General features: G+C 47.4%; 21 protein-coding genes and 1 riboswitch. Of the genes, 1 reads left to right on the forward strand and 20 read right to left on the reverse strand.

The features are described 5' to 3' along the window. Positions 1-26 precede the first annotated feature (26 nt). From amrA to V8Q34_RS17670, 19 genes are all read right to left on the reverse strand, one after another. Positions 27-1,415: an AmmeMemoRadiSam system protein A gene (gene amrA / locus V8Q34_RS17580; RefSeq protein ID WP_335835990.1), complete on the reverse strand. Its 1,389-nt coding sequence runs from the start codon at positions 1,413-1,415 to the stop codon at positions 27-29. Positions 1,416-1,536: 121 nt separating this feature from the next. Further along, a complete protein-coding gene (locus tag V8Q34_RS17585; protein WP_335835991.1) occupies positions 1,537-2,973 on the reverse strand; it encodes a phospholipase D family protein in 1,437 nt (478 codons plus the stop codon). A gap of 152 nt (positions 2,974-3,125) precedes the next feature. Then, on the reverse strand, positions 3,126-3,977 hold the full coding sequence (locus V8Q34_RS17590) for a bifunctional 5,10-methylenetetrahydrofolate dehydrogenase/5,10-methenyltetrahydrofolate cyclohydrolase (protein WP_029468715.1): 852 nt from the start codon (positions 3,975-3,977) through the stop codon (positions 3,126-3,128). Between the two features lie 268 nt (positions 3,978-4,245). Next, entirely contained in the window at positions 4,246-4,875 is a 630-nt protein-coding gene (locus V8Q34_RS17595; protein WP_033141831.1) for a cyclodeaminase/cyclohydrolase family protein, read from the reverse strand. 67 nt (positions 4,876-4,942) lie between these two features. After that, positions 4,943-5,524: a folate family ECF transporter S component gene (locus tag V8Q34_RS17600; protein WP_033141832.1), complete on the reverse strand. Its 582-nt coding sequence runs from the start codon at positions 5,522-5,524 to the stop codon at positions 4,943-4,945. Positions 5,525-5,626: 102 nt separating this feature from the next. Beyond that, positions 5,627-5,724, reverse strand: a riboswitch (THF riboswitch). Between the two features lie 13 nt (positions 5,725-5,737). Continuing rightward, positions 5,738-6,388: a DUF3786 domain-containing protein gene (locus V8Q34_RS17605; RefSeq protein WP_033141833.1), complete on the reverse strand. Its 651-nt coding sequence runs from the start codon at positions 6,386-6,388 to the stop codon at positions 5,738-5,740. Positions 6,389-6,447: 59 nt separating this feature from the next. After that, entirely contained in the window at positions 6,448-8,376 is a 1,929-nt protein-coding gene (gene acsV / locus V8Q34_RS17610) for a corrinoid activation/regeneration protein AcsV (RefSeq protein WP_033141834.1), read from the reverse strand. A gap of 85 nt (positions 8,377-8,461) precedes the next feature. Continuing rightward, complete coding sequence (gene acsE / locus V8Q34_RS17615) at positions 8,462-9,247, reverse strand: carbon monoxide dehydrogenase/acetyl-CoA synthase methytransferase subunit (RefSeq protein WP_033141835.1); 786 nt, start codon at positions 9,245-9,247, stop codon at positions 8,462-8,464. Between the two features lie 86 nt (positions 9,248-9,333). Further along, positions 9,334-10,680: an acetyl-CoA decarbonylase/synthase complex subunit gamma gene (gene acsC / locus V8Q34_RS17620; RefSeq protein ID WP_033141836.1), complete on the reverse strand. Its 1,347-nt coding sequence runs from the start codon at positions 10,678-10,680 to the stop codon at positions 9,334-9,336. Between the two features lie 25 nt (positions 10,681-10,705). Beyond that, a complete protein-coding gene (gene acsD / locus V8Q34_RS17625) occupies positions 10,706-11,644 on the reverse strand; it encodes an acetyl-CoA decarbonylase/synthase complex subunit delta (RefSeq protein ID WP_033141837.1) in 939 nt (312 codons plus the stop codon). A 106-nt stretch (positions 11,645-11,750) separates the two neighbouring features. Beyond that, positions 11,751-13,877 (reverse strand): acetyl-CoA decarbonylase/synthase complex subunit alpha/beta, encoded by a 2,127-nt coding sequence (gene acsB / locus V8Q34_RS17630; RefSeq protein ID WP_148392759.1) that lies wholly within the window; start codon positions 13,875-13,877, stop codon positions 11,751-11,753. 22 nt (positions 13,878-13,899) lie between these two features. Then, complete coding sequence (locus V8Q34_RS17635) at positions 13,900-14,667, reverse strand: ATP-binding protein (protein ID WP_033142869.1); 768 nt, start codon at positions 14,665-14,667, stop codon at positions 13,900-13,902. A 24-nt stretch (positions 14,668-14,691) separates the two neighbouring features. Next, positions 14,692-16,584 carry an anaerobic carbon-monoxide dehydrogenase catalytic subunit gene (gene cooS / locus V8Q34_RS17640; RefSeq protein WP_033142868.1) on the reverse strand — a complete coding sequence of 631 codons (1,893 nt, stop codon included), beginning with the start codon at positions 16,582-16,584 and terminating at the stop codon, positions 14,692-14,694. Between the two features lie 60 nt (positions 16,585-16,644). After that, entirely contained in the window at positions 16,645-17,415 is a 771-nt protein-coding gene (locus V8Q34_RS17645; RefSeq protein ID WP_033142867.1) for an ATP-binding protein, read from the reverse strand. A gap of 37 nt (positions 17,416-17,452) precedes the next feature. Next, complete coding sequence (locus V8Q34_RS17650; RefSeq protein WP_033142866.1) at positions 17,453-18,370, reverse strand: methylenetetrahydrofolate reductase; 918 nt, start codon at positions 18,368-18,370, stop codon at positions 17,453-17,455. 95 nt (positions 18,371-18,465) lie between these two features. Beyond that, positions 18,466-18,648, reverse strand: a complete 183-nt coding sequence (locus tag V8Q34_RS17655) for a CooT family nickel-binding protein (protein ID WP_033142865.1) — start codon at positions 18,646-18,648, stop codon at positions 18,466-18,468. Positions 18,649-18,651: 3 nt separating this feature from the next. Then, on the reverse strand, positions 18,652-18,993 hold the full coding sequence (locus V8Q34_RS17660) for a cobalt transporter (RefSeq protein WP_018597545.1): 342 nt from the start codon (positions 18,991-18,993) through the stop codon (positions 18,652-18,654). Positions 18,994-19,118: 125 nt separating this feature from the next. Beyond that, positions 19,119-21,725, reverse strand: coding sequence for an SbcC/MukB-like Walker B domain-containing protein (locus V8Q34_RS17665; protein ID WP_033142864.1), 2,607 nt, complete (start codon positions 21,723-21,725; stop codon positions 19,119-19,121). Next, entirely contained in the window at positions 21,722-22,867 is a 1,146-nt protein-coding gene (locus V8Q34_RS17670; protein ID WP_335835993.1) for an exonuclease SbcCD subunit D, read from the reverse strand. Before V8Q34_RS17670 ends, V8Q34_RS17665 begins: the two co-directional genes overlap by 4 nt. A 200-nt stretch (positions 22,868-23,067) precedes the next feature. Here V8Q34_RS17670 and V8Q34_RS17675 point away from each other — a divergent pair, with 200 nt between their 5' ends. After that, positions 23,068-23,904: an aldo/keto reductase gene (locus tag V8Q34_RS17675; RefSeq protein WP_033142862.1), complete on the forward strand. Its 837-nt coding sequence runs from the start codon at positions 23,068-23,070 to the stop codon at positions 23,902-23,904. Between the two features lie 108 nt (positions 23,905-24,012). Here V8Q34_RS17675 and V8Q34_RS17680 read toward each other — a convergent pair whose 3' ends face one another. Then, positions 24,013-25,239 carry an ABC transporter permease gene (locus V8Q34_RS17680; protein WP_033142861.1) on the reverse strand — a complete coding sequence of 409 codons (1,227 nt, stop codon included), beginning with the start codon at positions 25,237-25,239 and terminating at the stop codon, positions 24,013-24,015. Positions 25,240-25,242 lie beyond the last annotated feature (3 nt).

Here is a 25,242-nt window from a genome sequence, read left to right on the forward strand (position 1 = left end):
CCTCCGCACTCATGCGCATCCTGTTATCACTTGTGTCTGGTCACCCGAAATCTTTCCAGCTTGATTCCCTCTTCCATATAATCGATACCGGCTTTCTGCATGGCAATGGATATCTGTTCTTCCACGGTATCCACGCCCTCCAGATTCGGAAGAAGGAGACCTCTCTTTCTCCCCTTAGACACAATCACGCCGTACTCCTTTACATCCAGCTCCTCCGGTGATGCAATTTCTTCTGTTTCCCCCAGAACATCCACACTGTAGACGAGTCTGTCAAGCTCCTCCTCCCTGACAGGTGAAAATCTGGGATCACGGCAGCCGGCGCTTACGGCATTCTCCACAATCTCCTCCGCTATGGAATCTGTCACAGGTGAAATTGTTCCAATGCATCCGCGCAGCCTTCCGTGCAGTTTCAGAGAGACAAATACACCTGCACGCCCGGAACGTAATTCTTCCGGAAGATTCTCCAAAACCGCCGTCTTTCTCCCTGTTTTCACATAAGTCTCCAAGGACTTTCTTGCCAACTTCACATAGGCATCCTCGGATGCTCTCATACTCTCCAGCTTTCGTCTCTGTATCTCTTCATACTGACTGAGAAAATGCCTTTTCTCATCCGTACCTGAAACCTCATATGTACAGATTCCATATCCTACGCCAAACGGACCTTCATAAGACAAACGCTTTACGTTTACAGCTTTTCCATCCAAAGCCCCGACCATGATGACAAAAGACCGGTGCCCACACTCTGCTGCTTTCTCACAGAACTCCTCCCCGAATTCCAAGAGATCCCCGAAATTTCCGGTTCCCATTACCTGCATGATTCTTTCATCATACTCCGGCCCCTCCTTTTGGTACCCATAAGGACCACTCTCCAAAAGCTTATGGGATAAATCTCCGCTGGCGATCATGACAACATTTCTGTGAAGCGCATCAGCGGCCCGGCTGATATACTGTCCCAGCCGATAATGTGCTTCCAGTGACTGTCCTGACAGTCCAATACGAAGGACCTTACATCTGACGTTCTGTTTCTTCAGAAAATACAGGGGAATCATAGCCCCATGGTCCAGCCTGCTGTCGCGCTCCCCCCTGGTTCCGGCCATAAACCCATCCCTGTCCAGAAGTCTGCACAGATAGCTGCGCAATTCTGAATCATACTCTGCATCCATCCGGATCTCTTTTGCTCTGAACTGTCCGAAATCCCCGAATGCTCCTCTTCCCGGTGAGATATGGAAATAATCCGCATACATGACAGTGTGCGGTGTCGTCACCACAACCGTATCCGGACAGAGCTTCGCCACATGCTGCGCGGCCTTCTCATATGCCGCTGTTGTAGCTGAAATCCCTTTCTCCTGTCCCCTTCCCACCTCCGGAATGATAAGCGGCGGATGGGGGACCATAACAGCACCACGTATTGACATGATATCAACTCCTCTCCCTGCATTCATCACACGATTCACTTCTCATAGTTCTATTATACATCCGGGATGATTCCATGAAAACCATAGATTGGAATCTCCCCTGACTTTTCCCGGATATTCTCTACACCATACTGCGAAATGGCTGCATGATCAGCCCGACCACACGCATAGCAGCCTTTTTCCAGAAAGGGATCTCCTCCACCTGTATATTCTCAGGTACTTCATAGGTATCAGGTCCAGTCACGGTCCTGCAGTCCTTCTCCATCTCCTCCATATATCCGGTCAACTCCTCTGTCAGTTCCCTGCTCTGTACTGCCAGCATCAGCTCAGTATCCACATATGTGCTGCGCAGGTCCATATTATAGGAGCCGATAATAGACATATCCTCATCAATCACCACAGATTTCCCGTGATAAGATACGCCGCCGTCATATTCCAGAATCTGCACACCGGTATTAAATACCTCGTTTTTCCTGTACAGATAATCGCTGGATGCCATAAAATTGTCACCGTTTTCTACAGAATTGATGACCATTCTGCTGTCCGGTACCTGCCCCGCGATCTCTGTCAGTTCTCTCTTCATGTAACCGTTCAGAACCACATACGGAGTATGGATGATCACTCTTTCTTTTGCCTGCTTCATAAGTTCGGAAAGTTCATAAAACAATACCGGCTTCTTTCCATAGATCCCCGTTGGATTTGAAAGAAGAGTCACCTTGTTTGTTTCGCAGGTCATCTCACCGTAATCACAATCCCGGAACAAATCCGGATTTTCCTTTTTCAGTTTTTCATATCTTTTGGTCAGCATGTCAATCATGCTCTTAACCTTATGGTCCTCCCTCAGGTTTTCCTGATCATGAAACAGCCTGCACTCTTTTTTATCCCACATGCGGCTGAAATACGCCTCCACCTGATACAGGGAACTTTCATCCTCTCCCCGCTGCTTTGGATTCGTGTTATAAATCAGTACCTCCCTGTCATAACTCATATTTTTATTTGGATAATCGCCGATAAAGTAGTCAAAGGTATTCCTGCCGCCCAGAATATAGGCCATTTCATCCACAATGACGTATTTATCATGCATTCTTCCCTGGGTTTTCCAGGGCATTGCCAGATTCAGTTTATTATATATTTTTATCTCCACATTCGGATGGGAAGAAAGAGCATAAAAAAGCTCATTCCCCTCCAGACGGATGGTACCGCTCACCCCGTCTACCAGAATTTGTATTCTGATTCCCTCCTCTGCCCTGTGATACAGAACAGCCAGCAAGTCCCTTGTGCTCTTTCCATCTCTCATGTCAAATGTGGAAAGTACAATTCGCTCCTTTGCCTGATGAAACAGCCGGATTCTCTCATCCCATGCGCTCTTATTTGTCTCCAGCAGCATCGCTCTGTCCACGCCTGTGCGGTCTCTGTAGCACTCTGACACGGAAAAGTTCTTCTTTGTCTCCTCTGACACCTTTTTATAATGGACAAACGGACCCACCGCTCCTGCTACGAGATAGACCAGGAAAAATAGAACTATAAATAACAGCCATCGAATTTTAAACTTTCTCATTTCTATCACCCTTTACTGTTTTTGTAAAGATAACCACATAGGTTATCATAGGGCACCATACTGCTTTCTGCCTGAAAAGTCAAGAACAAAGCCCCCGGATATCCACAGATATGGATTTCCAGGGGCATGTATACTAACTATTTATTTATGTATTACGCAAATTTACGTTTTGCAGCTTCCACTACATGTCCAACCAGTACAGAAGTAGTTACACTTCCAACACCGCCCGGAACCGGAGTAATAGCATCCACAACAGGCTCTGCTTTCTCAAAGTCAACATCTCCGCAGAGTTTTCCTTCCGCGTTCACATTGATTCCAACATCGATCACTGTCTGTCCTGCACTTAAATAGGTATCGTCGATAACACCTGCGCGTCCTGCAGCAACGATAACGATATCTGCCTCTCTCACTACAGAAGGCATATCCACAGTTCTGGTATGGCAGATAGTAACCGTTGCGTTTTTCTTGATCAGCATCATGGCTGCCGGTTTTCCTACTACCAGGCTTCGGCCTACAACAACTGCCTTTTTACCTGTGCAGTCAATTCCGTAAAAGTCAAGGATTTCCATACAAGCCTGAGGGGTACAGGGCGGGAAACCTACGTTCTTACCTGTAAATACACCTGACATGGAACCATCGGTCATGCAGTCCACATCTTTTGCCGGGTCCAGTGCATTTTCAATAACGGACTGGTTCAGGTGTTTCGGCAGCGGACGGAATAAAAGTACACCATGGATCTTGTCATCTTTATTCACCTTGTCAATCGTTGCCAGAAGTTCTTCCTGGCTTACATCTGCCGGAAGCAGAATTTTCTCGCATGCAACACCAAGTGTTTCACAGCGTTTTGTTGCACCTCTCTCGTAGGAAATATCACTTTCATTTTCACCTACACGGATTATGCACAGAGTTGGTTTTACACCTTTTTCCTCCAGTGCTGCCACGTCTGCTTTAATTCTCTCGTTTAATGCTGCTGTTACTTCTTTACCCAGTAATCTTTTTGCCATTCTCTATGAATCCTCCTGCATCTTTTTATCCTGCCCTTTGGGCACTCAGGTTACTATTCACAGCCCTGCCAAAAGCGCAGTTCTATGAACAGTAGCACGCTTCGCCATGCACAGTTCTGCCCTTTAGGGTACAAAATGCAATAAATTGCATTTTGGCGCTGGCTAACTCGGGATTTTGCTTCGCAAAACACCTCCCGGGACATTGGCCGTGAATAGTAACCTCTCAGCAACTTATGCCACAGCTTCTGTCACATAAGGTATCAAACAATTATTTCAGTCTGGAAAGTACGCTGTCAAAGGTTTCGTCAGCGATCTTCGTATATTTCTCCAGCATTGCATCTGCTTTTTTATTCAGCTCTTCTGCATAAGCTCTGTCAGCCATGGATTTTGTGTTAATATATACATTCAGGCTGGCACCCTTTAAAGCTGCTTTACAGAAAGCTGCACCAACGCCCGCATCACTGATCGCCAGTGTGGAACCTTTTGCCGCAAATTCCACGATCACTTCAATCGCTTCACAGCACTTCTCCATAATTTCCATCGGTACAGAGCAGGCATCCTTTAAAACGATTTCCATAACTCTTGCTTTCTCAGCCTTCTCTTCCTCTGTTGCACGAGGCATACCATATGCTTTTGACAGGGGCTCAAACACCTCTGCATCTCTCTCGATCAGACGTAAGAAATCCTTCTGCAGGGCGTCACATTTCTTTTTCAGCTCCCACATCTCGTCTTCCACTTCTGCATACTTTTTCTTGCCCACAGTCAGGCTGCCCACCATATTGCCAAGGGCTGTTCCCACAGCGCCAACCAGAGCAGATGCTCCGCCGCCGCCCGGAACCGGTGCTTTTGATGCCAGTACTTCTACAAATTCATTACATGGTACAGTTGAAAATCCCATCTCTCACATACCTCTCTTTCTTTCATTGCCGAATTTCTCCGGCTTTATATAAAATCCCTTTAGGGGATTATTTTGCATGGTCAGTCACATTTACAGGCCCATTTTTCACCATGGTGCTCTTATTTACCATAGCTGTCAGAGGACTCTTATAGAGGAAGAACACCAGCAGCGTATTCAGTGCGACCAGAAGCGGTGTCTGAACCAGTCTCTGGGCATACAAAACTACCCACGGCGTTCCGTAGTACATATGAAGTCCCAGACATGTAAATCCAAGAGAACCAACGATTCCATGAACAACGATCACTGCAAGCACATGCCAGATTTCCAGTTTCTTTGTATAAAAATGACGAAACAGACCCGGCAGCACACCAGCCAGAATAGCAGTGACAGAAATCATGGGATTCGGTGCATACCCCTGTAGGATCGCCCCAAGGAAATCAGATAAAAAGCCGCAGATTCCCCCTACCAAAGGGCCAAACCAAAAGCCGCAGAGATATACAGGCGTCTGACCTACGGTGAGCCGAATACTGGTACCGATAGGGATTGCGACCAGCCTGGTCAGAATGATACTCATTGCTACCAGAACACCCGTAAATGCCAAAACTTTTACATTATTCACTTTTTTCATCAGATATAAATCCTCCTTCATCTGTTGTCTCCCGGGGACAGCATAACTGTCCCTTCTCGTTATGTACTTATGGCATAGTAGTTTACTACACCAAAGAGAAGAATTCATATCTGCCTTTAATGTAGTAGCGGACGCAATATTACATCGTGGAGCCTTTGGCTGCCTTCGTTCATGGACAACTTCCCATCCCATGACACTTAACGCGTAATACCTACTCTACTATAACAATCTTTTTTAAGACAACTTTTTTTCTAATGCTTTCATCATGTTGATACTGATATCGCCCACAACCGCCAAATCCTCCGCGGCAAATGTGACAGCAAAATTATCAGAAAACAATATCTGTGCAGAAGGCTGAAATTCGTCATCCCCTTCCCACAAGATAAACTTTACATGCAGATTGTCCATAAATTCCAGTTTATAGGAACAGTCTCCCTCTGCACATTTTTCTGCTCCCAAATGTTCCATAATCTTACGGAACACAGAAAGCTTATTTCCATAGCCAAATGCCAGCCGAAACAGACATCTGCCCTGGAACTGTCTGAAGTAAACCTCACCCCAGGGAACATCATGATAGGTAAGAAATTTCCCTGATGCAGGTGCTGCGCTTCTCTCTGTCAAAAAGCGGACAATGAGAATCTTGGCATTCATGGCGTCCTCCAGCGGATATACCCCAATGGAATCCTCCACGTGATGAATTTCATAATCCGGAAAAGACACCTGGTAGGTACTTCCCATCAGTTTCACGGTAAAAAGCCCTTTTTCCTCATCGTAAGGAATACCGGTTCGCCCGCTGATTTCTTTCGGGTCCATCTCTCTGTATGCGTTCAGATAATGTTCATAAGGACGCTGCTCTTTACTGTCCTTTGCGTATTCAAAATTCATCTCTTCACCTCAGTCAGTCTATTTATTCGCTGCAGTAACGGATCCGCCAAGCGTACCTTCTACTGCTCTGTTACAGACGGAAACAGGGACGTATCCGTATGTGGTATAAAACAACATGCTACAAACTCATCCATATAACTCGGTACAGTGGAAAGTTCCAGGTACGTCATATTGGACGCGATCTCATAACATTTCTGCTCTGCTTCCTTTGACAGAAGCATGGTATATGCGCCGGACAAAGAAGAATTTCCAATGTAATGGAATTTCTCCAGAGGAATATCCGGAAACATACCGATTCTCACGGCATTTTTCATATTGATGCCGCTGCCGATTCCACCGGCTACATAAACATCGTCAATCATGGAGATATCAAAGTCAAGAGAGACAAGCATGGTACGGATGGCTGAGAAGATAGCACCTTTTGCCCGTATAAAGTTATCAATATCCACCTCATTGATCTCCACTTCCTTGACAGTGCCCGACTCTTCCTCGAATGCGAGCACATAGCTGCCCATGCCATACTCATCATGGCGGACACGTTTTCCTTCCCGAACAAACTTTCCTTTCGGATTGATAATACCGGTTCGGAACAATTCGCTGATCACATCAATGATACCGGAACCACACAGACCGATGGGTTTCTCACCCTCATCTCCGATAATAGAGTAGCTGGGCTCCATCGTTTCCGCATCAATGGTACATGCCTCGATTGCGCCGTCCGTCGCACGCATACCGCAGCTGATATCCCCGCCTTCAAAAGCAGGTCCCGCAGAGCAGGCGCAGCTCATCATAAAATCAGAATTGCCGAATACAAGCTCGCCGTTGGTACCCAGATCAATAAACAGAGAAAATTCAGGACGATTCCACAGCATACTTACCAAAGTACCTGCTGTGATATCTCCGCCCACATAACTGCCGATATTCGGTGCCAGTATAATATGGGCATCCGGATTTACTCTGATTCCGATATCAGAAGCAAACAGTGAATTTGTTTTATAAAAGGTAGGAATATATGGTTCCATACGGATTGGATCACCATTCATTCCTGTCAGCAGATGGTTCATGGTAGTGTTGGATGCAATGCACATACGGTATATGTGCAGGGGGCTGAATCCACAGGAGCGGCACATCTGCTCAATCATAGGATTGATCGTCTCATTCACCACTGCATCCTGCAGCTTCTCGCTTCCGCCCGGTTTCATAGACTCGATAATACGGTTGATAACATCCGCGCCATAGCGAATCTGACCGTTTCCGGCTGAAGCTTTCCCAAGGATCTCACCTGTCTGCATATTGACCAGCAGTGCAGATACCGTGGTTGTACCGATATCAATAGCCAAACCGCCGATTACTACTTTTTCATCTCTGCCGTAAACGTCATACACAAAAATATCATTTGCTGTCCTGCGCACAATACACTGTACATCAAAATGATTTTCACGGAAAACAACGGAAATCTTCCGCAGTGCAGAATAAGGCAGACGCACTCTTTTTACACCGGTTTCCCTTTTGATCGCACGCATCAGACGTTCATTGTCCGGCATGGTATCGTCCAGAGTCGGTTCATCCATAGTCACATGGATAATATCCAGACTGTTTTTCAAGGTAATTCCTGCTGCTTCCACATCGGATTTTGCCTGATCAAATATGGCAATCTCCTCTTTGGAACTCAAATCTGCGACTTTCATCCGGCTCCTGTAAGCGGATGCAATGTCGGGTACCTGTACCTCCACATCACCTGTCAGCTTGCTCACACATGCCAGTCTCCAACCTTCTGCATACTCTTCATCGGAGATGTGACGGGTCTTTGGAGAATTCATTTCACCTGCCACCAGCTTCACCTTGCATTTACCACAGGAAGCATTGCCGGAACAGGGGGCATCGATAGCCACATTCGTTTTTCTCGCTACTTCTAAAAGGATTTCTCCTTCCTGGGCGAAAGTTGTGACGTCTTCGCCGTTTTCAAATTTAAAAGTCACTTTGAACATAGGAATTTAGCCTTTCTGTATATTTTTATCTGCGCCGGCGATAAAAATATCCCCGGCGCTTTTTATTACACGACTCTGCCTGTGATTAGATCTCCAGGTAAGAGTCAGCGTATAATGTGTTGTTTTTGAAAACATCACAGGATTTAATTGTTTCCATCAGTCTTAAATCACATGGATTTACGATTGCGGAGGTTAAGCCCTGCATCATGCACATTGCAACCATTGCGGAATCCATAATCGGACGAATATGTTTCGGCATACCGTTGGAGTTATTGGACAGACCGCCTGTGGAATTCAGGCCCATATCGCTGAACATTTTGATTGCTTCCAGAACTTCCATCTGTTTGTCCTGCATTCCCTTAACAACCAGGAATAACGGGTCAAACCACAGGTCTGTAGGCTCCATACCCAGCATCATACCTCTTTCCAGCATGTTCTGGCAGTGCATCATACGCTCATCATTGTCTGCTGCAATACCTTCTGCAGAGCAAAGAGCGATTACGATAGCGTCATTTGCTGCAGCCAGATCGATATTCTCGATTCTTCCGCCTGCATCAGCAGAGTTTACAATCGGTTTTCCTTTGCTTCTGTTGTATACGGAGATACCTGCCTCGATTGCTTTTTTGTTGGCAGTATCCAGTGCCAGAGGAACATTGTCGAAGTTGGACTGGATCAGCTGAACAGCCCATTTCATTAAATCTTCTCCATCATTCTCTGCCGGTCCGATATTAACGTCCAGATAAGTTGCACCTGCATCCAGCTGCTCTTTTGCACGTTTTAAGATTGGTTCCGGATCACGCTCTGCCATCGCTTTGCGGATAGACGGGGAAATACAGTGAATTCTCTCACCAATTGTAACAAACTTTGCCATAATAGTTCTCCTTTTAAATTATTCATTTTGGCCGAACAGAGAAGATACCTAAAAAGCATCCTCCCTGCCAGCCTGTCTTTCCTCTTTTATGCAGTCAGGTCTTTTAAGAATTTAACTAACTGTACTGCTTCCAACGGGGCAACAATAACTTCCCAACCCGGAAGTTTTGCTTCAATATCGCCCTTTAATACGGCAACTTTACCCGGAATAACCAGTTTTCTGCATTTTACTTTATCTTCAACATTCTCCTGAATGTATTTAGATACAGAAGTGGAAGATAATTTACCTGCAGCCCATGCAGTCAGTACGGAAAGTCCGCCTGCATCACTGATAATCAGGTTACACGGTACACCGGAACGCTCCAGCTCTCCGGATACCACGAAATATGTAAGAGCAAAGTCTACGGTTGTCAGACACAGAGAATTCTCGTCTGCACCATTTAATGCATAAATACCCGGTTCCACTTTCATTGGTTTCTGCGGGTCTGTGAATACGTTCTGTCTCAGACCAAATAACGGCAGAGCTTCTGCATAATCAAGCTGCTCCATAACCACAATGGAACCATATTTCATTGTGAACAGGGAAGCCAGTGCCTGCTGCATATTTCTGTCGCCATGTGCCAGAACTGCCAGATTTACCAGTGTCGGATAACCGAAAGTTCTGTCCTGATCTTTTAAAGCTGCACGGCGAATCTGTACTGCGTTGCCATAAGCTTCTTTTACGGATTTTGTTCCAACATCCAGAATCAGGTTCTTGTTGCCTGCTTTTTCCAGAGCTGCAACTGTATCATATAATTCATTTAAGTCTGCACCTGTAACGCCAAGTACAACACCTGCCTCTGTTGCAACTGCGCTCATCTCAGCGTAGTTGGAAGCATCTGCACCGTTTAATACCGGTTTGCCGTCTTTGCATACAGCCAGAGCTGCTTTAGCAGCTTCTACATCTTTACAGCCCAGAACCAGAGTTCTGCCAAGAGCTGCTGCTTTCTTTACGATTTCAACGTATCTGTCTTTGTCTGCGCCGTCTTCGTAGTTCACGTAAATCATTTCAACGAACATTCTCTCGCTGATACGTTCGTAGTCTACCTTCGGAATTGCTGCCAGTTTCGCGTCGATTGCTGCATCATCCATGCATGTGCACAGTGAAACCGCATATCTTGTTTTGCTGACGAATGTTTTCTCATGTCTGAATAAAACAGTCTCGCCGCCTAAAGTAAATTCATTGTCACCGCTTCCGACTTTGATGGTCTTCATCGGCGGAGCTGTTGCCTCAGATAACTGAGCCAGAGCATCCTCAGACATATGCGGGCATTTGGAAATTTCCAGAGCACCCTGAGCCACTTTCATGGAGAAAGCCATACATGTTGGGCAGCCGCACTCTTTACAGTTCTTTTTTGGTGTCAGTTTAAAAATTTGAATACCTGATAATCCCATTTGTTTTTATCCTCCTGTTCTACGATTACACTAATTCTTTAATCATTTTTGAGATTGTTGCAACAGATTTGGGATGTCTCAGAATGACAGCGTCAGAACCGGAAGCTAAAACTGCTGCTGCTGTCTGTACTTCCATACTGATACCTCTCTCTTCCAGCGGTCCCCATTCCGGCATATCTTCCTCAGAAGCCATGGCCTCTTTTACTCCCCATGTCTCATCGGCAACTGGAGTGATGATAGGCATCTGTAACATGTTATCATTCTGGGAAAGAGCTGCACCTTTAATACGGTCCATTGTGGATACCACGTACTCAAAACCATAGCCTACTGCTGCAGAACCAACGTTCATTACGATATCCTGAGCTTTTACCCCTAACTGGGTTGTAACAACGTTAAGCTGTTTTGCCAGGTTGATATCTACTGCGGATTCTGCTCCAACCTTCTGGTTGTATGCAAGGCCTGCTGCTGCGCCAACTGCTTTGTAATCTTCTTCTCTTGCAGAAAGGACTAAAACGTTCTTGCCCTGAAGTGCTTCTGCCACTTTCGGCAGTAATTCAGAATCTTTTTCCACATTCTTGCAACCTTCAACAACTAAAGGACAGGAAACAGCTTCGCCGACTTCTTTGACAACTGCGATCAGTTCTTCAATAGATTTGTCTGCGCCGTTCGGATCCCCGCCTTCCAGACGTAAGCATACGAAGTCCGCACCTTCCATTGCTTCCGCTTTTTTTGCGATCTCGGCCATTGTGGCAGCACCTGCATAATATTCCTGGATTCCCGGAACGTTGATAAGTCCCATATCGGAAATTTCCACGCCTACTTTTGGTGCATTTTCCGTGGGAGCATCAAATGTATAGAAAGGAAATGTGCATTCCCCTCCTAATTTGATCGCTTTGTCCCCGCAGCCAATTTCAACTGTGTTAATGTTTGCATTGAATTTCTGTGGTTTTTGATTAAACGGCATTTCTCATTAGCCTCCTTAATATATTTTTTATAAACGGTGAATACGGTAAAACGCGCATTCACCGTTTACATGATACTACAATTAAGCGATTTTGTCTTCCAAAATCTTACATCATCGGATCCAGACCAAGAGCCGGATGTCCTTTTTCTGTTAAGAATGCAACTAATTCTTCCGGATCTGTTGCGATGGTCTCATCACCAACCATGTCTGTGAAGTTGTCGATACCGTATAATTCTTTTGCTGTCTGGTTCAGTCTCTCAGCAACAAATTCTTTCAGCTCTTTCGGCATCCAGACGATCCTCTCGATACCGCCCTCTGCCTTCATGAACTTCTTGGAACCGATGAAGTGTTTTCCATGGCCCATGAAGCCCGGTGTCTGTACACCGCCGCCTGTCATGGATGCCAGTTCCGGGAAGGTCATTCCAAGCGGTGTCATACCTGCATACTCACGGTTTGTGATAACTACACCGTTGGAGAACGGCTCGATACCGCAGATACACTCAAAGCATCCGCAGGATGTCATTGGTTTTTCCATGATGGAGTACAGAGATACCTCTTCCAGAGCACCCTGGGAGAATTTGCGTACGGCTTCGTTGACATCCTCGTACTCACCGATTCTCTCATCGATACATTTTTCTTTTGTGATAACCTGGCAGGGTCCGTTTGGATCCAGCTCGTTGGTCGCCTTTGCATCCAGCCATGAAACGGCACCGCACAGGCCCAGACGTTCCGGTGTTACCACACATACGTGTGACGGGGAGAATGCCTGGCACAGGATACAGCTGTAGTATACGTCTACAGACTCATCGGTCAGGGATTTCAGACGGTCATCACGTTTGTTGAAGGTAGGAACTGCCACTTCGTGACGGATCCTCTTACACTCTGCAGGATCTGTGTAGATCACAACTTCACATTTGTCAACAACAGCATCAAATTCATTCTTAACAGATGCGTACAGAACTTCACCGATATGTTTCAGGCGGAATCCTGCATTGAATGCATCCTTGCTGATACGGATACGCTGCATATCACGCTGTCCTGTGTGGTATACACCTTCGATACAGTTGATGTAGTTATGGAACTTACGCTCGATAACCGGTTCAAAGTCAGACTGCATGTTCTTGCCTGCAACTTTTACAACATAAGCAATGCTGTTCTTGCTGCCCAGCTCCATCTCATCTGCTTCCGGTCCGATCACAGTGATCTTGTGGTCTTCGATCTCTGTAGCCTCTGCTGACTGAACAAGCTCTGCACAGTCTACACGGGAACCGTCGAACTCTACCTGCATGTCGCCGCGGCGGATGATCTCACCCTCGAATGCGGATGCGAATGCAACCGGAATGTCGATATTGGTGATCTTGATCTTGATATCGCGTGCTTCCAGGGATGTAGCGTTGAATTTGGAAACATCCGGCTGTAAGATCAGGCTCTTCGGTACTGTGGATACGCCTTCCTGGTTTGTGATAACAGGGAAGCCCAGTGCGATGGCACCTGCGCCGCAGGCAACGATCACATCGTCCAGAGGAGCGAATGCGTTAACGAATGCCGGTACACGTTCAAAGGTGTATTTCATCAGGTTTGCTGCATCACCAGGTGTTACGTTTCCGAAGATAAGGGCTGCCCTTAAAGCAACGGATACTACATGGATCACGCTTGTCACGTCTTTGCCCAGCGGGATAACACGTAAGTTTGCGCCTGTCTTCATGCCTGCCTCTGCCACCTGATCGATCACACCGCCGACCAGTGTTACCAGGATACCCTGTGCCTGATAGCTCTTAACCAGGGCAACTGCTTCCTCTTTTGTAGGAGCGCTTCCCAGGATAACAGCAACACCGGGGATATCGCCTGTTACAAGGGGTACACCCAGCTCACGGATCACAGCATCTGCCAGATGTCCGTAGCAGGGCTCTGTATACGGCTCTGCGCCGTCGATATATTTCAGAACTTCGATGAACTCTGCACAGAGAGCGGTCGCTACACCTGACATAAATACGTCATTTAATCTCATCTCTCTTGTCATCAGAGTTTTCACTACACCTAAAGCTTCTTTTAATTCTCCTAAAGTTTTAACCTTCACGCCTGTCACTGCATAGTAGCATGGTAAGCAGTAAGCGGTGTTCGGGAAGCTGACAGCCTTGTCAGCACCGTGCTGTTCGATTGCAGCATTAATAGCGCCTTCTGTTAATCCATAGACAGCGTCATTTCCACTAAATACGGTTTCAAATAATGTCAATGTTCTCTTCCTCCTGACCTTCTCATAATCCTTGGTCGATTATGTTTTTAATGTTTGTAATTTCCTCTTTTACAGTATTGCTGAAGTCATATGGAGACTTACCCTGACGGTCCGCATCCATCACTTCGGTGTTATAGTGAATGAATCCCAGCAAATCTTCCTGCGGTATATGCGCCTTCACAAACGCTTCATCCTCTTCGTTCCGAACCTTGTTGGCTACAACACGAACCTGTTTTACGCCCAGGTCCTTTGCCAGCCTTTTTACGTTCTTATAAGTCTGTACGCTTCTGGCACCCGGTTCAATGACCACAATGAACTGGTCCATGGATTCGGTAGTACCCCGGCCGAGGTGCTCCAATCCGGCTTCCATATCCATGATCACCACATCATCTCTGTGAAGCACCAGGTTATTGATGATCCTGCGGAGCATGACGTGCTCCGGGCATACACAACCGCCGCCGCCGGTTTCCACAGTACCAAGCACAAGCAGCTTGACTCCGTTCACTTCTTTGGAATATGTATCCGGGATATCGTCCACCTTTGGATTGATCCGGTAGAACTGATTTTCCTCATTGGCCCCGGTACGTTCTTCCACCAGCTTCCGCATCTTAGTAATGGGAACAATGGAATCCAGAGTTTCATCATCAAACCCAAGTGCCAGCCCCAGATTCGCATCCGGATCCACATCCGCAGCAAGCACCTTTCTTCCCTCATCCGCATATAAACGCGCCAGCGTCGCAGCAAAAGTAGTCTTTCCAACGCCGCCTTTTCCTGTTACTGCAATTTTCATGTCATTCACCTTTCCTGATAAAGATTAGATTCCAAGAGCAGCTCTCTTCTCTTCGATTCTTGCGATCATAGCATCGCCCAGTTTTTCAATATCTTTTTCAACTGTAAATGCAGCCTCTACCCATTCTCTTGTTCCGTTGGTCAGGATTTCAACCATTTCACTGGAACCTGCAGCGTACGGGTCAACACCTAAGAAGGTATCAATACCGGAACCAATTACATAGTTACCGATGGAAACTGCTTTTTCAGACATCCACTCAGGAGCACAGCCAACAACTGGAAGCTGGGAAATGTGCAGACCTGCGTCTTTTGCCAATGTAGCTGCCAGAACCAGCATACGGCTGATATCTACGCATGAGCCCATGTGCAGTACCGGCGGAATGTCAGCCAGTTCACAAACTCTCTTAAGTCCGGCGCCGCAGACATCTTTCGCTCTCTTGTCCATCAGACCAGCTTTTGCAGCCGCCTGTGCAGAACATCCGGAAGCGATGATGATGATATCGTTAGCAACCAGTTTTTTCATAAGTTCAATATGAGCTAAGTCAGGACGAACTTTCGGGTTGTTACATCCAACCATTGCAACAGCACCACGGAGAACACCGGAGGTGATACACTCTAATAACGGTTTTGTGGTTCCCAGCTCATCTACCTGTGAGTTGGTTACGCCGTCCAGAGCTTTTACGATCGCTTCTGTGGAATATCCAACAGTTGCTTTCTGTTTCATCTGCGGAATATGTACCAGTTCGGGTTTTCTGTTTTTGTAGTTCTCGATAGCTGTCTTAACGATTAATTTTGCTTTCTCGCCTGCTGTGTGAGCATCGAATCTGATAAATTCAGAATCCGGCATCTGAGCAATCGGAGAAGTTGTGATGAATTTTGTGTGGAAACATTTGCTCAAAGGACCAAGTGCCGGGAAGATACACTGTACGTCTACGACGATCGCTTCACAAGCACCTGTCAGAACAACGTTTTCCTGCTGCAGGAAGTTACCGGCCATAGGAATACCACGGCGCATTGCAACTTCATTTGAGGTACAGCATACGCCGGATACGGTGATGCCTTTTGCACCCATCTCTTTTGCGTACGCAATCATTTCCGGATCATCTGCGAATTCACAGATCATCTCAGAAAGACTGGGATCATGTCCGTGAACAACGATATTGACATTCTCCTCAACCATAACGCCCAAGTTTGCTTCTGTCTCAATCGGCTTCGGTGTTCCGAACAGTACGTCTGAGAACTCTGTTCCCATCATGGAACCGCCCCATCCATCACTTAAGCCTGCACGGATCGCCTGTTTTACCAGTGCTTCCGGTTTGGAAGAACATCCCATGTGGCTCATATGTAAGGAACAGGAAACCTCGCGGTCGATTGCTCTTGGAGCAAGTTCATTCTTTTCCCACAGTTCCTGCTGTGATTCCGGTGCTCTCTTTAAGAATCTCTGAGTTCCGAAAGGTTTACCGTATTCCATCAGACCTGTCTCAGCAACTTCGTGTGCCAGATCATAGATATCTTTTCCTTCGGTCTCGATTCCCCACTCTTTTGCGATACGGATCAGTTTATCCGGATCTTTTACCTTATAACAGCCGTCAGCTGCAGATTCATATAAGGTATGGCAGATTTCACGGCCATGGTCAGAGTGTGTTGCAGAACCGCCTGCTGTAAATTTCAGGTAGTTACGTCCTACGATACCGTGTACATCACATCCGCAGATTCCTCTCGGAGCTTTTTTTGTAATACGGCACGGTCCCATTGTACAGATACGGCAGCAAACGCCTTCTTCACCAAATTTACAATGGGGTGTCTGATTTTTTACGCGGAACTGCCAAGCGTCAGCACCGACTTTTGCACCTGTTTCCAGGAGACGTGCAGTAGCAGCTTCAAATTCTTCTACTGTGGTTAATTTGAATTCACTCATGAATATCCTCCTTGTTTTTCGCCTCTTTTTGCTTTTTTATCCGGGTCCGCTTCCCCGGTTTTATAACTCCAGCTTGTCCACGATATCCCTGATCGCTTTTCTCACCGGTGAATCTTCCGGAAGCTTCACGATGGGTGTACCGTCGCAGTCGAAGTCATATACAGTTTCATCCTGCGGGACGATTCCCAAAAGGGTGAGGCCCTGTTTCTCTATCTCCTCTTTTGTGCCCGCATTGAGTACCCCGCCCGGCGCACGGTTGATGATAAGCCCAACCTGCTTCGGGTGCATGTCACATTCTTTTATCAGTTCCGCGATCCTGCCCACTGCCTGAACACCTCTTCTGGAGCAGTCGCTGACCAGAATCGCTGTCTGCATACTGGGAAGAACGCCTCTGCTGATATGCTCCATACCGGCTTCATTGTCCACGATGATATATGGATAATTCTTTTGCAGCTTTGCAAGCTGAGCCTGCAGAAGTCCATTCACGAAGCAGTAGCAGCCTTTCCCCTGGGTACGTCCCATGACAAGCAGGTCATAATCATCATTTTCAATCAATGCATCATCAAACTTGAATTCCATATAATCAGCTTTTGTCATTCCGGCCGGAATGGGATTTTCCTTTGACATCTCCGCACGGGCCACTTCCTCACGGATATCGCCCAGAGTTGCCTCAAGCTCCATGCCCAGGACTTCATTTAAGTTTGAATTCGCATCTGCATCTACTGCAAGAATCGGTCCCCTGCCTTTTTCAGCCAGATACTGGATGATCAGGCCTGTCAGGGTCGTCTTGCCTACGCCGCCTTTGCCGGCAATTGCAATTACATGTGCCATGAAAAGGGCACCTCCTAAAATATGATTTTAATACATTTTAAACAAGTGTGCGAAGACCGCATCTGTCAATGATTTCAGATACGTCTTTCCATTTGTTCAGAGCATACAGATGGATACCGTTAACGCCCAGTGCGCGGTACTCATCGATCTGTCTGATCGTGTACTCGATACCTGCCTCTTTGAATGCTGCTTTCTTTTCATCAACAGCAGCGTCGAACGGATCTTTGTCGAACGGATTCGGGAAGATCCAGTTTTTGGAGATGATCTCGCAAAGTTTACGCGGCATTACACAGCCATTACGTGACAGTGCCATATTGATTGTAGCAGCCTGATCCAGAATCGGCATAATTCCAACGTCAACCGGCATTGTAACGCCTGCAGTACGGATGGCATCCAGCCAGCGTTTGAACTGCTCCATATCCCAGCAAAGCTGAGTCATGATGTAGTCAGCACCGTTATCCTGTTTCTGTTTCAGGACAGCGATATCAGATTCAAGACTGCGGCATGCGATATGTCCTTCCGGTGAACCTGCTACAGCGATTTCGATCTTATCGCCGAATTCTTTGCGGACATAAGCTACCAGATCTGTTGCGTAAGCGAAATCTCCGCCGGTTCCTGTCCATCCGAATGGAAGGTCGCCGCGAAGTGCCAGCATATGATCTACGCCATTGTCCAGGTAATTCTGAAGCTGTTCTTTGATTCCTTCTGCGGTGTTACCGATACATGTAAAATGTGTTACCGGGATGGTTCCGGCGTCTTTGATCATTTTACATACATCCATGTTCTTGCCCACATTGGTTCCGCCCGCACCGTATGTACAGGAAATGTACTCCGGCTGGTACTTACAAAGATGCTCGATCGTTCCCGGCAGATTTTCCATACCTTTGTCTGTCTTTGGTGGGAACAGCTCAAATGAAAGGAGCATTTTGTTCTTCATTGCTTCAGATAATTTCATAGTTACTACCTCCGCTTTGTTTATTTATTTTTAAGGCCGAAGCCCTAAAATCGTGTGTTGGCACAGCAGAAAGTCCTCCATACTTTTTCTGCTGCTTACTGGCAGTCCAGCTTAACAAGGCTGTTTGCAAGGTCCACCATTAATATTTTACCGATAATGGTTCGCTCCTCGCCCATGATATCACGTATGATAAGCTTTTCACCATCTACGTCGATTCTGCTCACATTTCTGCAGATGACCGTGTTGTCATCGCTTCTCTGTACAGTTGCAAGACACATAGCCTACGCCTCCTTCAAATGTTCTTTTACCAGTGTCAGTGCCAGGCCCAGACGCATATTTCCTTTCTGGAAATCAGCAACGCCTTCCTTGATGGTCTTGGCTGCATCTTCCATGCCAAGCTTTGACAGATTATCTGCCATCTGGTCAAGCTCCTGTGCGTGATGCTCGTTGTGGGAAAGCATATAGTTCAAAAGTGCTACCACTTCCTCTGTACAATTTCCGCCACATTCGCCCTCTGAACAGCTGCTGCAGCCGTGGCTGTGTTCATGGCTGTGAACATGGTCATGCTCATGGTCATGTCCGTGAGGAACCATGTTGCCATTTTCGTCGTTGATTAAATGCATTTTTCCATCCTTTCCCTACTGCTTTTCCCGCTTTTGGGCGCAGTAAATGACAATAATTTATCAATAAATTCATTATACATGCTTTCGGCTTTTTTATCAAGTTATTCTTATGTTTTTTTAGAGGTTCAAGCGGTGAAAAACACGGAACTTCCGCCCCTGTTTTTTTCCACCTCTATCCTGCATTCTATACGCTCTTTTAACTCCGGCACATGGGAGATGATTCCCACCAGGCAGTCCTCCCTGGAAAGAGCCGATAAAGTCTCCACCGCAGTCTCCAAAGACTGCTCATCCAGACTGCCGAAACCCTCGTCAACAAACACGGTCTCCACCCGGATGCCACCCGCAAACTGCCCGATGACCCCGGAGACACCGAGGGCCAGGCTCAGCGCTGCCTGAAAGCTCTCTCCGCCGGACAGGGAACGGATGCTTCTCACCTTGCCGGTATGGTAATCATAGACATCCAGATCCAGGCCGGACCTGGACTGCAGATTTTCCTTTTCCTCCCGCACGAGCAGTTCGTATCTGCCTGAAGACATGTGTTCCAGCCGCCTGTTGGCCTCCTGGGTAATCATACGGAAATAAGCGGACTGCACATAGCGCTCCAGGGATATCTTCGGCTTTCCCTTCAGGCTGCCGCAGGCAGTGTCAGAAAGGCCCTGCAGAGCCAGCCTGGTCTTCTCTGTCCTGCTGCTCTCCTCAAACAATACCTGAAGCTGTCTGCGCACCTCTTTTGTCCTTTCAAGAGCACTGTACTCCTCCCGGAGTTTATTACGCACAATTTTCAGCTGCTGTTCCGCCCGCTGTATCTGTTCCCGTACCTCCTCCTCCGGGCACAGTTTCTTTCCGCGCAGGGAAGGCGCCAGGCTCCTGATCCTGATCTGCAGGTCCCTCACATGATTTTCATATGCCTGTGTTTCTTTCTCCATACGGTCCAGCTCTTCTCTGTCCAGACATGCCTCCATGGCCTTTGCCCTGCTTGGAAACTTCTGCTGTTTTACTTCCAGAAGCAGCTTTCCTTCTGCCTCTTTTCTTTCCTTTGCCAGCCTGGCTCCTCGTTTTTCACAGATCTGTGTCTCTCTTTCCGCGGCTGCCCGGCGCTGCGCATTCTCCTCCAGTCTTTTCCTGACCGCCTCTTGGGACGGAAGACCCGGGCGGCTTTTCGCCTTCTTTCTCTCCAGGCGCGCGTTTGTCTCTTTTATCAGTGAGGAGGCTTTTTTTTGCATGGCAGCACCGCTTTTTTTACCTGCCAGTACCTCTTCCCTGCGCAGATGCTCCATTCTGGTCTGCCATTCCTTCTCATTCTCCGCAAGGGCTGTCAGGGTCCTCTGCAGTTCTGCAGATGTCTTCTCCTTTTGTGCCTCCATCTCTTTCAGCGCTGCCTCGCTCAGCTCCTGTTTTTCACAGGCAGCCTTTGCCGGATGTACCCTGGAGCCGCATACGGGACAGGGTTTTCCTTCTTCCAGGTCCCTGGCCAGCAGGCCTGCCTGACTTCTGAAAAATTCCTCCCTGTAGGTTTCATAAGCGATTGCCTGCTCCTTCTGTGCCGTGATCTGCTTCTCTGCACTTTCCAGCAGTTCTTCCTTTCGTGATTCCAGTTTCAGAAGGACCTCAGCCTCCTGCTGCCATTTCCCGTAAAGCAAAAGCTGTTCTTCCAGCGCTGCTATCTCTGCGCTGAGCTTCTCTTCTTTCTCCGCAGCGGCTGCCTGGATAAGCAGTGCCTTTTTCTCCTGTTCCAGTTCCCTTGTCTGAGACTTCAGTTCCTTTATACGCACTTCCTCGTCAGTTTCCAACTTTTTTTTCGCTGCACAGTCCTCGGCAAGAGGTTTGATATAAAGATTTGCCTTCTTCCCCTCAGACAGCTTTTTTTCCAGCTCTCTGATCTGTCCGGCCTGCACTTTTGTCCCTTCCAGCTCCCGCCTCAGGGCATCCAGGTTCTTCAGTTCTCCGTTATCCTTTTGTATCCGTTCCAGATTTTTAAGGGCTCTGTCTTTTTCTTTTTCCAGGCGCTGCTCCTCCTTCCGGCTGCTCTTTTCCTTTTCCCGGGAGGAAAGGATACGGCTGTCAAGAACCGCGAAAATATCCTCTTTTTCCCTGTCCCCCAGTGTACATTCCGGATGCAGCGCATCCCAGGACTCCAGGACCTGCCTGCGGCGCTCTTCCCTCAGCCTTTCTTCCTCCCGCTGCTGCATACTCATGCTTTTCAGACGGTCCGCGATGATTTTATAGAATTCCGTGTCGAATACTTTCCGGAAAATCTCGCTTCTCATGTCACTTTTTGCCAGCAGAAGGTTCATGAATTCACCTTGGGCAATCATGGAAACCTGTTTAAACTGCCTGTAATCAAGCCCCAGAATATCCTGCAGCTTCTGGTTCACTGCCCTTCTTCCCGTCAGCACACTTTTGTCCGGGCACTCCAGAAGCGCTTCATGCTTCCTGTTCAAATTAAACGTCCTGGTCACCTGATACTGCTCTCCTTTGTGGGAAAACAGCAGACGCACTTTACTCATGGCCTTCTCCTCCACATAATCGCTGTGGAGATTTTCAGGCTTTCTGACTTCCGTGCTGGCTGCGTCGTACAGCGCAAAGGCAATGCCGTCGAAGATTGTCGTTTTGCCGGCTCCTGTGTCACCGCAGATCAGAAACAGCCCTGCTCTCTGACAATTCTCAAAAGAGATACAGGTATTGCCCGCATAAGGCCCAAAGGCCTCCATCTCCAGCTCTATCGGTCTCATACTCCCACCTCTTCCATGCTTTTGATCACCTCTTCAAGCAGCTCCTGTTCTGTGTCAGACATGGGAATCCCATTCTGTTTTTCATAAAATTCCCCGAACAGATCAAGGGGTGTTTTTTTCAGACACTGCAGCTCTGCACTGCCCGATATGCCACCGAATCTGCTCCGGCGGTTTTCGACGGCAAATTCCAGCATACCAGGAAATATTTTTCTAAGCCTCTCCATCGGATGCTCCAGAGTCTCCTCATCGGTCATGACTATGGACAGATAATATCCTTCTCTGTATTTCCTGTATTTTTCCGAAGCGAGGGCCTCCATGGTATCCTTTAGGACAGCCATCTCTGTTTTTGGTTCCAGTGGAAGCTTCCTGACGGACAGATTTCCTTTCTCTCTGAGCTCTGCCACAGTCACGGACTTTGTCTGATTCCATTCAGAAAAAGAATATTTCAGGGGAGAACCTGCATACCGTATCTTTACATCCCCCATTTTCTGCGGTCTGTGGATATGCCCCAGCGCCACATAGTCAAATGCTCCAAAGACTGAGGCATCCACCTGATCGATACCGCCCAGGGAACGCTGTTCCGAATCGGAGATTTCCGGCTTTCTGCCTCCTGCCGTGACAAACTGATGTGCCAGAAGCAGGTTCCGCTCTTCCCTGTGAAGCACCGCGCCATGCAGTGCGGTTTTCACGGCCTCCTCATAAGTTTCCGGAATTTCCTCCGCAAATGGGCGGAGCATACCGGGCCGCAGAAAAGGAAGCATCCACACATGAACCGGGCCGAACGCATCACTCAGCACAATATGTTCCGGCCCCCCTTTAAACGTACCCGCAATATGAATCCCTTCTTTTTTTAAGATCCCGCTGGCAAACTGAAGCCTCTGGGCTCCGTCGTGGTTGCCGCTGATCAAAAATGTCTGTATCCCACGGACGGACAATTCTTCCAGAAACCAGTCCAGCAGCCCCACAGCCTCCGAGGAGGGAATGGACTTATCGTAAATATCCCCGCACAGCAAAACAGCTTCCGGCTTCTCCTCATCAGACATGGCCACAACACGGCTTAATATATACTGCTGTTCTTTCCACAGCGGCTCCCCAAGCAGCTTTTTTCCCAGGTGCAGATCCGCCATATGAAAAAATTTCATTCGATATCCTCCACTGCCATATTTTGGCATTTCGTTGCATTTTAGCTTGCACTTCTTATAATAGTAGCACGGATTTATTAAAAAGTTAATAAATTCGGAGTAAATATTTCACATTTCTATGGTAAACTGTCTAAGTATCCGGCAGAAATAACACAGTGAGCATGGATTGAAATAAGGTAATATTTAAAGGAGGGACTGTTATGTCTTTCAACGAAAAAATCATTCTGAACGATGGCCGCCAGATGCCGCTTCTGGGTCTGGGTGTCTACAAAGCCGTCGGTGAGAACGAGGTGGAACAAGCGATCGCAGATGCCGCAGATGCCGGCTACCGTCTCATTGACACCGCTTCTGTTTATAAAAACGAAGACGGCGTGGGGCGCGGAATCAAGGCTCTTACCATACCAAGAGAGGAATTATTCGTTACAACGAAAATATGGAATACCGCACAGAGAATCGGCGACGTGGAAGATACTTTCAACAGAAGTCTGGAGCGCCTGGGACTTGATTATGTGGATTTATATCTGATCCACTGGCCTGTGCCCGGCTGTTATACAGACACCTGGAAAGCTCTGGAAAAGCTCCAGACACAAGGGCGTGTGAAATCTATCGGCGTCTCTAACTTCCACATACATGACCTGGAAATGCTGAAAAAAGTCTCCGACGTGGTACCCGCAGTCAATCAGGTGGAATTCCATCCGCTGTTCAACCAGCCGGAGCTTCTGTCCTACTGCAGGGAGAACAATATTGCGGTACAGGCCTATGCGCCTCTTGCCCGGGGCGCCTATCTGCACAGCCAGCTTCTTCTGGAAATCGGAAGAAAATACCAGAAGACTACCGCACAGATCGGACTTCGCTGGGCAGTCCAGCAGGGAATATCCGTCATTCCCAAGTCCGTACACAAAGAACGCATCAGGGAAAATGCGGAAATCTTTGATTTTTCCCTGACCCGTGAGGAGATGGATGCCATTACTGCTATGGATGCCCACCAGCGCACTGCCGGTATCCCTGAGGATATGATTCCCTACTATAAGGACTGATATCCAAAAACATCATACATACCGGGGTTTTTCCCCATACAAAAAGTACCGCAGGAGTATTAGATATCACTCTGTGCGGTACTTTTTCTTCTCATTTGTTCATTTCTTTTAATTTCTTCTGAGCGCTTCGATGGGACTCAGCTTCGCTGCTTTTCTGGCAGGGTATACGCCGAAAAGGATACCGATCCCTGATGAAAACAGGGTTGCGATCAGGATTGTAGACACCTTGATTCCCGGTGCGAATCCCAGGGTAGGTATGGAACAGACCGCATAGGCCAGCAGCACACCGATAATGATGCCGATCACACCGCCAATGCAGGCGATAATAGCAGATTCCGCCAAAAACTGGACCATAACAGAGGAGGTTCTGGCTCCCAGGGATTTCCTGATGCCAATCTCTCTTGTTCTCTCCGTCACGGACACAAGCATAATATTCATGACACCGATGCCGCCTACCAGCAGGGAGATTCCTGCTACTAAGGCGATAAATCCTGTGATCATGTTCAGCATGGAGTTGATCTGCTTCATCTGGTCATTGAAGTCCTCCATGTCATAATAATTCTTTCCCTGACTGTAGTGGCGCTGGTTCAGCAGCGCAATGGCATCATTTGCCACCTGACCGGTATCTGCACTGCCGTCTGTGGTGATGTACAGATAATTGGTCACAGAAGTGTCATAGCCGAAATTCTCCATGGCCGTATAAGGAATATCCGCGGATATTCTTTTCACATCCCCATAATCCACGGAAACCATATTTCCCAGATTCTCCTGCTCCACGATTCCGATGATGGTAAAGTCCACAGTGCTCTGGTAGACACTGAATTCCAGATTCATGCCCAGAACATCATCTGTGCCGAAAAGGGAAATGGCATCTTTTTTACTGATCACACAGACTTTATTTCCTGTATCGATATCACTCTGGTTAAAATAGCGTCCGCTTACCACTTTCCATTTGGAAATCTCCTGCTGGGCCGTTCCTCCGCCTGTAACGGACAGATCAAACTGGCCCTTTGAGGACTGGGTCGTACCCGAATCGGAAAATATAGGGGAAGTTCCTGTCACTCCGGGGATTTCCTGCTCGATCGCAGCGAAATCATCCGCGTTCATATATTCCTCCCGCTTGAGCCCCTCTTCATTGGAATAAATGCAGATCTGTCCTCCGGCAATGGAATTGAGCTGCCGGTTCATCTCACCCTGAAATCCGGAACCCACTGACATAATGGTGATAACAGAGGAGATACCTATAATGATTCCCAGCATGGTCAGAAGGGAGCGGCCTTTGTTTGCCCTGATATTCTGCAGAGCCATCTTCAAGTATTCTGCTAACTGTGCCATAGG

This window comes from Blautia sp. JLR.GB0024 (assembly GCF_037000545.1).
Taxonomy (GTDB): Bacteria; Bacillota; Clostridia; order Lachnospirales; family Lachnospiraceae; genus Blautia; species Blautia celeris.

What these genes read in the sequence shown, in the direction of transcription:
- V8Q34_RS17650 (WP_033142866.1), bottom strand. Translation starts at nt 18,370, where the DNA reads ATGAAATTATCTGAAGCAATGAAGAACAAAATGCTCCTTTCATTTGAG.
- V8Q34_RS17655 (WP_033142865.1), bottom strand. Translation starts at nt 18,648, where the DNA reads ATGTGTCTTGCAACTGTACAGAGAAGCGATGACAACACGGTCATCTGC.
- V8Q34_RS17675 (WP_033142862.1), top strand. Translation starts at nt 23,068, where the DNA reads ATGTCTTTCAACGAAAAAATCATTCTGAACGATGGCCGCCAGATGCCG.
- V8Q34_RS17590 (WP_029468715.1), bottom strand. Translation starts at nt 3,977, where the DNA reads ATGGCAAAAAGATTACTGGGTAAAGAAGTAACAGCAGCATTAAACGAG.
- acsC (WP_033141836.1), bottom strand. Translation starts at nt 10,680, where the DNA reads ATGGGATTATCAGGTATTCAAATTTTTAAACTGACACCAAAAAAGAAC.
- V8Q34_RS17680 (WP_033142861.1), bottom strand. Translation starts at nt 25,239, where the DNA reads ATGGCACAGTTAGCAGAATACTTGAAGATGGCTCTGCAGAATATCAGG.
- V8Q34_RS17605 (WP_033141833.1), bottom strand. Translation starts at nt 6,388, where the DNA reads ATGAATTTTGAATACGCAAAGGACAGTAAAGAGCAGCGTCCTTATGAA.
- V8Q34_RS17600 (WP_033141832.1), bottom strand. Translation starts at nt 5,524, where the DNA reads ATGAAGGAGGATTTATATCTGATGAAAAAAGTGAATAATGTAAAAGTT.
- acsE (WP_033141835.1), bottom strand. Translation starts at nt 9,247, where the DNA reads ATGGCAAAGTTTGTTACAATTGGTGAGAGAATTCACTGTATTTCCCCG.
- V8Q34_RS17635 (WP_033142869.1), bottom strand. Translation starts at nt 14,667, where the DNA reads ATGAAAATTGCAGTAACAGGAAAAGGCGGCGTTGGAAAGACTACTTTT.
- acsD (WP_033141837.1), bottom strand. Translation starts at nt 11,644, where the DNA reads ATGCCGTTTAATCAAAAACCACAGAAATTCAATGCAAACATTAACACA.
- V8Q34_RS17645 (WP_033142867.1), bottom strand. Translation starts at nt 17,415, where the DNA reads ATGGCACATGTAATTGCAATTGCCGGCAAAGGCGGCGTAGGCAAGACG.
- V8Q34_RS17595 (WP_033141831.1), bottom strand. Translation starts at nt 4,875, where the DNA reads ATGGGATTTTCAACTGTACCATGTAATGAATTTGTAGAAGTACTGGCA.
- acsV (WP_033141834.1), bottom strand. Translation starts at nt 8,376, where the DNA reads ATGTTCAAAGTGACTTTTAAATTTGAAAACGGCGAAGACGTCACAACT.
- V8Q34_RS17585 (WP_335835991.1), bottom strand. Translation starts at nt 2,973, where the DNA reads ATGAGAAAGTTTAAAATTCGATGGCTGTTATTTATAGTTCTATTTTTC.
- V8Q34_RS17665 (WP_033142864.1), bottom strand. Translation starts at nt 21,725, where the DNA reads ATGAGACCGATAGAGCTGGAGATGGAGGCCTTTGGGCCTTATGCGGGC.
- V8Q34_RS17660 (WP_018597545.1), bottom strand. Translation starts at nt 18,993, where the DNA reads ATGCATTTAATCAACGACGAAAATGGCAACATGGTTCCTCACGGACAT.
- cooS (WP_033142868.1), bottom strand. Translation starts at nt 16,584, where the DNA reads ATGAGTGAATTCAAATTAACCACAGTAGAAGAATTTGAAGCTGCTACT.
- V8Q34_RS17670 (WP_335835993.1), bottom strand. Translation starts at nt 22,867, where the DNA reads ATGAAATTTTTTCATATGGCGGATCTGCACCTGGGAAAAAAGCTGCTT.
- amrA (WP_335835990.1), bottom strand. Translation starts at nt 1,415, where the DNA reads ATGTCAATACGTGGTGCTGTTATGGTCCCCCATCCGCCGCTTATCATT.